The organism is Achromobacter sp. 10T422, assembly GCF_056394065.1.
The window spans coordinates 970919-981262 of sequence record NZ_JBFTHD010000001.1 but is presented as its reverse complement, the minus strand read 5'-3'; the positions used below and the strand labels follow the sequence as shown (position 1 = coordinate 981262).

At 64.9% G+C, this 10344-nt stretch carries 11 protein-coding genes; 7 read left to right on the top strand and 4 right to left on the bottom strand.

The features are described from left to right. A partial coding sequence (locus tag AC1DB0_RS04175; protein ID WP_476756529.1) for a DUF6708 domain-containing protein occupies positions 1–426 on the top strand: 426 nt, incomplete at its 5' end. Between the two features lie 191 nt (positions 427–617). On the opposite strand, the gene AC1DB0_RS04170 is transcribed toward AC1DB0_RS04175, so the two are convergent. Both AC1DB0_RS04170 and AC1DB0_RS04165 read right to left on the bottom strand, forming a co-directional pair. Next, entirely contained in the window at positions 618–1568 is a 951-nt protein-coding gene (locus AC1DB0_RS04170) for an adenosine deaminase (protein WP_476756530.1), read from the bottom strand. Between the two features lie 42 nt (positions 1569–1610). Then, entirely contained in the window at positions 1611–2546 is a 936-nt protein-coding gene (locus tag AC1DB0_RS04165) for a LysR family transcriptional regulator (protein ID WP_476756531.1), read from the bottom strand. A gap of 156 nt (positions 2547–2702) precedes the next feature. Here AC1DB0_RS04165 and AC1DB0_RS04160 point away from each other — a divergent pair, with 156 nt between their 5' ends. From AC1DB0_RS04160 to AC1DB0_RS04135, 6 genes are all read left to right on the top strand, one after another. Then, positions 2703–3416 (top strand): hypothetical protein, encoded by a 714-nt coding sequence (locus tag AC1DB0_RS04160; RefSeq protein WP_476756532.1) that lies wholly within the window; start codon positions 2703–2705, stop codon positions 3414–3416. Positions 3417–3568: 152 nt separating this feature from the next. After that, positions 3569–3931 carry an SEL1-like repeat protein gene (locus AC1DB0_RS04155; protein ID WP_441370734.1) on the top strand — a complete coding sequence of 121 codons (363 nt, stop codon included), beginning with the start codon at positions 3569–3571 and terminating at the stop codon, positions 3929–3931. Between the two features lie 9 nt (positions 3932–3940). Then, positions 3941–5326 (top strand): MATE family efflux transporter, encoded by a 1386-nt coding sequence (locus AC1DB0_RS04150; protein WP_476758606.1) that lies wholly within the window; start codon positions 3941–3943, stop codon positions 5324–5326. Positions 5327–5515: 189 nt separating this feature from the next. Continuing rightward, positions 5516–7099, top strand: coding sequence for a lytic murein transglycosylase (locus AC1DB0_RS04145; protein WP_476756534.1), 1584 nt, complete (start codon positions 5516–5518; stop codon positions 7097–7099). A 91-nt stretch (positions 7100–7190) separates the two neighbouring features. Further along, a complete protein-coding gene (locus AC1DB0_RS04140) occupies positions 7191–7784 on the top strand; it encodes a GNAT family N-acetyltransferase (protein WP_476756535.1) in 594 nt (197 codons plus the stop codon). Between the two features lie 9 nt (positions 7785–7793). Next, on the top strand, positions 7794–7985 hold the full coding sequence (locus AC1DB0_RS04135) for an oxidoreductase-like domain-containing protein (RefSeq protein WP_082387136.1): 192 nt from the start codon (positions 7794–7796) through the stop codon (positions 7983–7985). A 120-nt stretch (positions 7986–8105) separates the two neighbouring features. On the opposite strand, the gene AC1DB0_RS04130 is transcribed toward AC1DB0_RS04135, so the two are convergent. Continuing rightward, positions 8106–8543 carry an acetyltransferase gene (locus tag AC1DB0_RS04130; protein WP_054424794.1) on the bottom strand — a complete coding sequence of 146 codons (438 nt, stop codon included), beginning with the start codon at positions 8541–8543 and terminating at the stop codon, positions 8106–8108. A gap of 14 nt (positions 8544–8557) precedes the next feature. Then, the gene (locus tag AC1DB0_RS04125) at positions 8558–10297 is read right to left on the bottom strand and encodes a M14 family metallopeptidase (protein ID WP_342067791.1); all 1740 of its coding nucleotides are present in this window, start codon (positions 10295–10297) and stop codon (positions 8558–8560) included. Positions 10298–10344 lie beyond the last annotated feature (47 nt).

Below are 10344 nucleotides of genomic sequence, written 5' to 3'. Positions count from 1 at the left end.
TTCAACCGCGCCCGCCGCCGCATCTACGTCTACGGCTTCCACATGGTCTGGTGGAACCCCTTCACCCGCTGGTACGTCACCACCGCCAGCTACCCCTGGGACGATGTCCGCGCCGAAGTTTGGGAGCAATGGGGCGCGACCTCTGGCGGTGGCTTGATGATCAAGTGGGGCGTGTCGATCGCCATCGTCAAACCTGGCACGAATGACGTCATCGAACGCTTCCACCTCAGCACCTACAACCAAGACCTGGACAACGTCTGGGCCTACGTCTGCACCTACATGCAGCAAGGCCCGCAAGCCTTGCCGCCTTGCGACATCGAACCGCGCGATGCGAACGATGTGCCGGCGTACAACTTGGCGTTGCGCTGGGCGCCTCGGGTGGAGTGGCCGGAAGCGATGGATCAGGAATCTCGCAGCGCGCCGTGAATTCCTGAATCCTCCAGGGACGCGGCAAGCTGAGTGGCCGTGCCATGTGCCATGTGCCATGTGCCATGTGCCATGTGCCATGTGCCATGTGCCATGTGCCATGTGCGATGTGCGATGTGCGGTGCGTCGTGTGCCGTTAGCCGCGCGCCGCTGGCCCCGCGCCCTTCGCCATCCGCCTGTCGCCCCGCCCCTTACTTCACAATCCGCGCATTCAGGCTGTTGTCCGCCAACGCCTGCGCCTGTGCTTTCGACATGCCCAGGTGTTCATACAGCGCGTGGAAGTTCTCGTTGACGTAGCCGCCGAAGTACGCGGGGTCGTCGGAGTTGACGGTGACTTTCACGCCGGCGTCCAGCAACGACAGAATGTTGTGGTCGCGCATGTGTTCGAAGACGCGCAAGCGGGTGTTGGACAGCGGGCAGACGGTCAGGGGGATTTGTTCGTCGATCAGGCGCGCGATCAGGTTCGGGTCTTCGGCGGCGCGTACGCCGTGGTCGATGCGCAGCACCTTCAGCAAGTCCAGCGCTTCCCAGATGTATTCGGGCGGGCCTTCCTCGCCCGCGTGGGCCACGGCGGGCAGGCCTTCGGCGCGGGCGCGGTCGAACACGCGTTGGAACAGGCGCGGGGGGAAGCCTTTTTCGCTGCTGTCCAGGCCGACGGCGATGAAGGCGTCGCGAAAGGGCAGGGCTTCTTCCAGCGTGCGCATGGCCTGTTCTTCTGGCAGGTGGCGCAGGAAGCTCAGGATGAGGCCGCTTGTCACGCCGAGTTTCTCGCGGCCGTCTTTCAGCGCCTGGCTGATGCCGCTCAACACGACGGCGAACGGTACGCCGCGGTCGGTGTGCGTCTGGGGATCGAAGAAGGGTTCCGTGTGCACGATGTTCTGCTCGTGGCACTTCAGCAGATATGCCCAGGTCAGGTCGTAGAAATCCTGTTCGGTGCGCAGCACGTCCGCACCCCGGTAATAGAGGTCCAGGAATTCCTGAAGGTTGCCGTAGTTGTACGCGCCGCGCAGGGCGTCGATGTCTGGCCACGGCAGCGCCACGCCGTTACGTTGCGCCAGCTGGAACAGAAGCTCGGGTTCCAGCGAGCCTTCCAGGTGCAGGTGCAGTTCCGCCTTGGGCAGTGCGTTGAGCCAGTCGTACATGGGTGCTCCGATCAAAAAAAGTAAAGCAAGTGCTTTGGCCGCTCAGGCGGCCAGGGCGATGTGATCTGCCTGGATGGCAAGCTGCATTTGCGCCGCAAAGGCGCGTGCCTGGCGGGTGCTGGGACGGTCGCGGCGCCAAATGGCGGCTAGCGGCGATTTCCGGAGGGCGGGGCGGGCCGGCAGCATGAACAGTTCTCCGCGCGCTTGCAGAACGGCGGCGACGCTGCCCGGCAGCATCCACAAGGTTTGCCCGTCCAGCAGCATTTCGCGGCCAAATTCCAGAGACAGGGCGCCGATCATATCCGGAATTCGCAGGCCGGCCTGGCGCAGTGACATTTCCAGCTCGCCGCGGATGCGGCTTCCCGGCAGTGCGGTGATCCAGGGGTAGGCGATGTAGTCGGCCAGGGAGGTGTCGGGCACGCCCGCCAGCGGATGGTGGGTGGCGCAGCCCAGCACCACCAAATCTTCCAGCAAGGTGGTTGATCGATAGATCTGCGGGTTGACGGTGGATGAGAACCGGCTGATCAGTACGTCCACGCCGCCCGCGTCCAGGTCTTCGATGAGCCTTTCGTGCGTGCCGATCTCGATGGTGAGGGTGATGCGGGGGTAGGCTTGGCGGAACGCGCGGGCGGCTTCGGCCACGGGCCAGCCGGCGAACATCGAAAAGCATCCCACGGTCAGGCTGCCTTCGTCGCCGCGCGATACCGCGGCCAGATCGATCTCGGCCTTGCGGAAGTCGGTCAGCAGCAGGCGGGCGTGCCGGCACATGGCCTCGCCTAGCGGCGTACAGGTGGTGCCTTTGGCGGTGCGTTCGAACAGGCGCGCGCCGACCAGTTCTTCAATTTCCGCGATGGCGCGCGACAGCCCTGATTGCGTGCTGTGCAGCTGCGCCGCCGCCTTGGACAAATTGCCCAGCTCGGAAACGGTCAGCACGATTTCCAGGTGCCGGATGCGGAGTTTGCCTCGGAACGGTGTCATGGCGCGGATCGGTGGGGATGTGCCGATTATTCTCTCCCGCCGGACGCTTGGCAACGGCGGGGCGGGATTCAGATATAGTTCGTCGCCGGGCAAACCGTGGGTGTCGCCATGCGAACCAAGGGATAACGCGGGGGCCGGAAAGGGAGACAGTCAGCCATGAATTCAACGATATCCGGCAAGTGGCCGCAGCGTGCGCTGCGGTTGGCCGGGGCGGGCGTGTTAGTGACGGCCTTAAGTGCTTGCGGCGTGTCGCGCGTGGACGAAGTGTCTGTCAAATGGCCGTCGTTCAAGAGCGGAACACCGGTGGTGTTGCCGTCGGACCCGGCGCAATGCCCGGACCTTGCGGGCACGTACCGGGCGCAAGGCGAATTCCGTTCGGGCGACCGCGAGACCACGGCCCTGAACGACCTGCGCAACTTCTTTTTATATACGCTGGATCTGCCGGGCATGCGCGATACGCTTCTGCCTGAATGGCGCTCGACGCCCGAGGCCACCGTGGCCTTGTCCCGCGTGGATGGCGGATGGCGCGTGTTGGCTCAGGACGAGCAGGGCGCGCGTTCGACCGCACTATTGCCGATGCTGAACGGCGCGCAGGACCCCGCCGCCTTGTCTGGCGATGCCAACGCCAATCGTCCTGACGGCGTCCGGCGCCATACCGGTTGCACGCAAGGCCGCTTGTGGGTCAGCGTGCGCAACGACTGGCGCCAGTACGAGTCCATGGGCGTGATGCGGCACGTGGCAATATTCCGTCCGGACGCAGGCGGCCTGCTGGTGACCGTGCAGCGGGAATCCGACAGCATCGGTATGCTGCCCTGGTATTCCAACGATGGCAGTGTGTTCCAGTATTGGTTTGCACGGGTCGCGCCCTGACGCGGCGGTTGCGGCATTTTTATGCGGCGTCTGCAGCGCGTCACGCTCTGACGATATTGGGCTATTGGGCCATTTGGCCATTACCCCATTACGCAATTTCCCCATCACGCGATTGCCCCATTACGTAATTCCCTCATTACCCCATTGCTTCAATGACTCGTAAAAATCTGATCCTTTCGTTGTTGTCTCTGCTGGTTTTCATCGTGCTGGTCGCACTCTTCTGGCGTGATCAATTTGCGCATACGCCGCCGTCCCTGCGTTCCCTGGTCGGTGACCAGATAGAAGGCGATATGCAGATCTATGGGGAGTCGCCGCGACAGGACGCGCTGGCCCAGCGGGCGTTGCTGGCCGACGCACAGCGAGGCAACCCGGCCGCGCAGTTCATGCAGGGCATGATGCTGGAGCCGGTCGACATCAAGGAAGCGATGCGCTGGTATGAGGCCGCTGCCGCGCAGGGCGACGAAGGCGCGATCGCCCGCTTGCAGGCGCTGCGTGCGCAGCCCTCGGCCCGATAGGTCACGGCGTTGACCTTACCTGCCCCGTCCGCCCAGGCCGCCACCGCCGACCCGCGCGCGCGCTTTGTGTCGGGGCCGCTGGGGCCGCACGTCTTTGAAATGATCATGACCGGCTGGGCCAGCATGCTCGCCGTGTTTGCGGTGGAGTTTCTGTCGCTGCTGTATTTGGGCACCTTGAAGGACGAAGCGGTGCTGGGCGCGGTGGGGTTCGGGTCGATGACGCAGTTCACGATTACGTCGATATGTATTGGCGTGRCGGTGGGCGGCGCTGCGCTGGTCTCGCGGGCCTTGGGCGCGGGGGACTTGACGCGGGCGCGCACGCTGGCCGGCGCGTCGCTGGTGTTGATGACGGGGGCGGCGCTCGCGGCCGGAGCGATCTTTCTGGCGGCGATCGGGCCGTTCACCGCCGCTATCGGGCTGGCGCCAGATGTGCGCGAACACCTGCTGTCCTACGTCCTGATCACCACGCCATTCGCGATGGTGATGGGCGTGGGCATGATGCTGTCGAACCTGTTGCGTGCGTCAGGGCGCGGGCGTCAATCCATGTGGGTGCTGCTGGCGGGTACGGCGACGGTGGCGGTGCTGGACCCGATCGTCATCTTTGTGCTGGATGGCGGCATGGTGGGGATTGCCTGGGCCAGCGGCGTAGGGCGGTTGGCAACCGTGGCGCTGGGCGCCTGGCTGGTGTTTGGCAAGCATCGTCTGGTGGTCTGGCCGGCTCGGCGCGCGTTGCGGGCCAACTTGGCGGCCATCGGCAAGATTGCACTGCCTGCTGCGCTGACCACCTTGGCGACACCGGCGGCGGTCATCTTCACGGTGTCGACCTATGCCAGCTTCGGGCCAAGCGTGATGGCGGGCGCCACGGTGGTCGACCGCGTGCTGCAACTGGCGTATTCGTTGTTCTTCGTGCTGCCCGGCGCGATTGGCCCCATTCTTGGGCAGAACCTGGGTGCGGGCCAATGGGACCGCGTGAAACAGACTGTCAGCATCACGACGCGTTGGGCATTGCTCTACGGTTTTGCCGCAGCCGCCGTGCTGGCAGTGCTGGCGCCTTGGGTGCCCGACTGGTTCCAGGTCACCGGGCCGGGGCGCGACCTGATCCTCTTCTTCTGCCGTTACGGCAGTTTTGCGTGGGCGGTGAATAGCCTGTTCTTCGTGTCGATTGCTGTCTTCAACAACCTGGGATACGCCACGTATTCCACTGTGATCGGCTGGCTGCGCTCCACGGTGGGAACCTTGCCGTTTGTCTGGCTGGGCGCGCATTACGGCGGTCCCGAAGGCGTGATGCTGGGCCAGACACTGGGCTTCGCGCTGTTCAGCGTGATCGCGATGGTCTACTGCCTGCGCGTGCTGCGCGCGCCACCGGTTGTGCTGGGCGGGCGGGAAACCGTCTGATAGGGCGGCGCGGTGGTCCCGTGGTGGGCAATCCCACAGCGGGCTATTAAGCGTTGGACGGTTTCACGGTGGACGGCCTCTCAGATGGCCGCCCCGCGGATGGCTCCCCCACGGATGGCCGCCCCACGGTTCGATTTCGGCGGCTGGTCGCGGTACGATCCGGGCTGACTTCGATTTTTCAGGAATACCATGCGTCAGCGTTCTTCAGGCTTTCGAATCGAACCCCTGTCCCGCGTGCTGTTGGCCGCCGCCCTGATGGCGGCAGGTGCCAGCGCCGCACACGCGCAATCGCCGTCGTCCGCGACGGGTTCGCGGGTGCAGACACCCGCACCGGCGCAGCCCGCATTGACGCCCAAGCGCAGCTTTGACGATGTCGTCAAAGCGCAAGAATCGGCAGCCACGCCGGCGTCGGCCCCCGCAGGCGCTCCGGCTGACGCTCCCGCCGCAACGGCGACGCCGGCTGCCGCAGCACCGGCTGCCGCAGCACCGGCTGCCGCTGCACCCGCAACCGCAGCCCCCGCAACCGCAGCCCCCGCCGCCACTGCTTCGCCCGCCGCGCCTACCGTCATCATCCCGACCGAGCTCGATACCAAGGCTTGCATCGACAAGCTGCGCAAGGGCGCAACCGCCAACGGGTTGACCGTGGCGGATTGGGACAAGTACACCGCCCGCGCCAAGCTGCTGCCTACGACAGTCGCGTCCGCCAAGGGTCAGCCCGAAGGGCGTGAAAGCTGGTGGGACTACATCGCCAAGACCGTCGATGACGAACGGGTCAACGATGGCCGCGCGGTGATGAAGAAGGTGGGGCCGCAACTGGATGCGATCGGCCAGCAGTATCAAGTCGACCCCGCCACGCTCGTCGCCATCTTCGGCATCGAAACCAACTACGGCCGCCAGATCGGCAAGACCGATGTCTTGAACGCCTGGCTGACGCGCGCCTGCACCGAGAACAAGACGCTGTGGGAAAAGAACGCTTACGCGTCCGTCCGCCTGCTGCGCGACGGCACCGTGCCCGCCGATAGCTTCGTGGGTTCGTGGAGCGGCGCGTTCGGCATGACGCAGTTCATCCCGACGTCCTTCTATGAATTGGCCGCCGATGGTGATGGCGATGGCCGTATCGATCTCTACAACTCCTTGCCCGACGCCCTGGCGTCCACGGCCAACCACCTGCGCAAGCGCCGCGCCAAGTGGACGCATGGCTTGCCGGCAGTGGTGGAAGTGCGCGTGCCGGCCGAACTGGCCGCTGCGATTCCGCCCGAACCCGACGCGGAATACGTGGGCTCGCAAGACCGCCGCACCATCGCGCAATGGGCGCAGGCGGGCCTGAAGCAGGGCGATGGTTCGGTGTTGAAGTTGCCGTCAGGCAACGATGAACAGGCCTATCTGTTCGCACCCACCGGTTCCAAGGGCCCGGTGTTTCTGGCGACGGTGAACTTCGACGCCATCCTGCATTACAACCAGTCGCGCCGCTACGGCCTGGCCGTGTCGCTGCTGCTGAACCGCTTGCAGGGCCGCCCGGGCATCATCGCGGCGTGGCCAACTGACGACCCCGGCCTGTCCCGCGCCGAGATCAAGCAGTTGCAGGAAGAGCTGTACGGCCGTGGCTACGACGTGGGCGAGGCGGACGGCATTCCCGGCGCCAAGACCCGCGACGCCGTGCGCGCCGAACAGGAACGCCGCAACCTGCCGCAAGATGGCCGCGTCGGCAAACGCATCCTGGATGCCTTGAAGGCCGACAAACCTGACGCGTTGCGCGCGCGTCCGTCCAAGTAAGAGCACACGCGCGGTATCTGCCAGAAAGGCGGATGCCGCGCGCGGCCTGGCGCCGCTATGATGGAGCGTTTCCCTCTATGTCTCATTCGTCATGCCGCACGCTGTCTTTCCTGACATTTTCCTGACTCCCCGGCTTCGTGCCCAGCGCATGCGGCAGGGGCATCTGCCTTTCATCACGAAAATGCACGCCGACGCCGATCTGATGGCGACGATGGGTGGCACGCGTGATGCCGCAGCCAGCCGGCTGTATGTGGCGCAAAACGTCTCGCATTGGGTGGAGTACGGCTACGGCATGTATGTGCTGGACGACCGGCGCACGGGTGCGATGGCCGGCCGTGCTGGCCTGAAGTACACCGTGTCGGACGAGCAGGGGGCAATTGAGCTGGCGTACGCGTTTCAGCCCGATTGCTGGGGCCAGGGGTATGCCGGCGAGATCTCGGCGGCGCTGATTGCGCTGGGGTTCAAACTGCTGCCGGTGGATGTGTTGTCGGCAGTGGCAATTCGGTCCAACACGGCTTCACGCCGCGTGATGGAGAAGACCGGGCTGCGCTATGTAGGTGAAAGCGCGGCAGGGGGAAGTGCCGGCGACGAGGACAGCGTCAAAGTCCGCTACGAAATCCGCCGCGCCGAATGGCGGCAACTTCAGGGGCAGGCGGGCGATGAATTGCTTGCGCAGCAGCGTTAACATTCGGGCATGAGTACGACGACCCTTCCCGATGACGACCCGCAGCCCGTTCCCCCTGAACGTCCCGCACCCGAAGAATGCTGCAACAGCGGCTGCATTCCTTGTGTTTACGACATGTATGACGAGGCAATGGAAAATTATCGCCAGGCGCTGAAAGCCTGGCGGAGCCGGCACGAAGTGACCGGCTCGTCAGGCGGGTAAGCGCATAACCGCCAGACCGCCAAACCGCTTAATCGCCAAACCGCTTAATCGCTTAATCGCTTAATCGCTTAATCGCTTAGTCGCCTAACCGCCTAACCGCTTAACCGCCAAACGCAGCGACTACCCCGCCAGCGTCATATGAATGATCGGGAACGGCCGCCCCGCGTCGTCGTGGGCGGACCGGCCCACGTCCACGAACCCGTAGTGCTTGTAAAACCCATGCGCCTGCGGGTTTTGTTCATTCACGTCCACCTGTAAGGTGCCGTGCAGCGAACGCGCGAAGTTCAGCAGTCGGCGGCCTGCGCCTTTGCCGCGCTTGTTTGCGTCCACGAACAGCATTTCGACCTTGTTGCCCGTCAGGCCCATGAAGCCGGCGACTTCGCCGGTATCGTCCTCACAGACCCACACGCGCACTGACGGCAGGTAAGTGTTGAGCACCTGCGGGTACATGGCCTGGATTTCTTTTTCCGTCAGGAAAGAATGCGTGGCGCGCACCGAGCGGAGCCAGATGTCCGCCAGGGCCAGATCGTCGCCGTGATTGCGTTCTCGGATATTCATTTTCTTGTTGATGCTTACAGCCCTGAACGGTACAGCTCGGTAGCCGCCAGGACGGTTTCCATTTGCACAGTATGCGCGAAAACGAAGCGGTCGCCGTAGACCGTTTCATCTGGAAATTCCGAAATCAGCGCCAGCGGCAGCTCTTCGCGGTCGCTCTCTGTGATCTGCACCGGGATGCCGTTCATCACGTCGAAACCGCTTTCCAGCGCGTGCGCATGAAACAGTTCCAGCTGGCGTGCGTTGAACTCCACCAGCCCCGGCACGTTACGGGCCAGCCGCGCGGTGACGCCTTCGATCAGGCGGCGCGCGCGTTCGCCCCAGCCCGGGTGATGGCGCAGCACCAGGAAGAAGCCCTTGGGCACCGTCCACAATTCGAAATTGCGGGGCAGGTAGCCCGACAGCGGACGCGTCCATTCATGCGCGGGGTAGCCGTGCAGGTTGATGTGCAGCTGCGCGCCGCTGATCGCCTGCGCCTGATGGCGGCCATCGCGTTCAAAGTACGGGGCGTGTTCGCGGTATGCGATATCGTCGCCCAGCGCGCTGTAGCGCGAGGCGTGCAGCATGTGGCGCGGATGGTGTTCGCGCAGCCGGTTGAACAGCGCGTAGCCGTCGGGGTTTTCGGCGGCGATCAGCGCGAAGTGCGCATTGCCGCTTGCCGCCAGCGCTTGCGCCGCGCGCAACGCGCCGACCACACCGGACGTCTCGTTGGCGTGTTGCGCACCCGAAATGAAGACGGCCGGGCCCGGGCCGCGCACATAGGTGCCCAGCACGGGGCGGCCCTGGCGCGACACGGCCTGGAAGTCGTCTCCGCCAAACGCCGCCATACAGCCGGCGATCTGCGCGGCCGACAGGGGTTCGCGGCGCGCCGAGAGCGGCGCATCCGGCAGCACCGGCGTCACGGACGCAACGGCATCGAACGGCTCCAGCGACATCTGCACGCGTGCCGCACCATCGTGGCGGCGGATGTCGGGAATGATCTGGCCGGGCTGCAAGCCGCGGTCACCGGACGGGCGGCCGGAATGCTGCTGGAAGTGTTCCAGCAACGAAAAATAGATATCTTCGTGCAGCGCTTCAAACGTGCTGACGATTTCTTCGTCCACCGGCAAGGCGAAGTCCATGCCGGGCAGGTCGACGCGAATTTCCAGGCGGTCGAAATAGGGCTCGTGTGCGCCCCAGGGGTGGTTGCGCACCGTGTCGACGATGCTGCGGAACACCTGCTGGTACTCAGTGGTCTGGGCGGCGTCGGTCTGGATGGCGCCGTCGGCGTCGCGCACGCGCAGCCAGCCGGTGGGCGACAGTTCGGGCTTGCCGTCCTGCGCGTGGCCCACGACGTTGGGGGCGAAGACGCGCGTGTCGACGCGGCGGCCGTCGGCGTAGGTCAGCGTGACGTCGTAGTGCAGGTCGGACGCGCCGGCTTGCATCGTGACGCGCACGCCTTCCATCAGCGCCACCAGCGGGTAGGCTTCCAGCGTGAAGCGCTTGGCCTGCGCGTGTTCGTGCAGCGGGTAGCGCACCAGGGCGGACACGAGCCCGTCGCGGTCGGCTTCTTCCAGGAAGAAGTGCACCAGCGGTTTGTACGCGCTGCGAAAACGCGCGGTGACACCCGCCTGAGCCAGCCGGGCTTCTGCCGCGCGGCGGGCTTCCACCCCTTCAAACAGCCAGCCTTCCACGACCGCGCCGCGCCACGCCGGCGCCATGTAGGCGTGCGTCCAGGCGTCCAGCGTGCGGTCGAATGTTTTTTCAAGCAAAGACATGCTTCATGTTCCTTCGAGTTCTTGCGTATCCGATGTATCCGATGCAC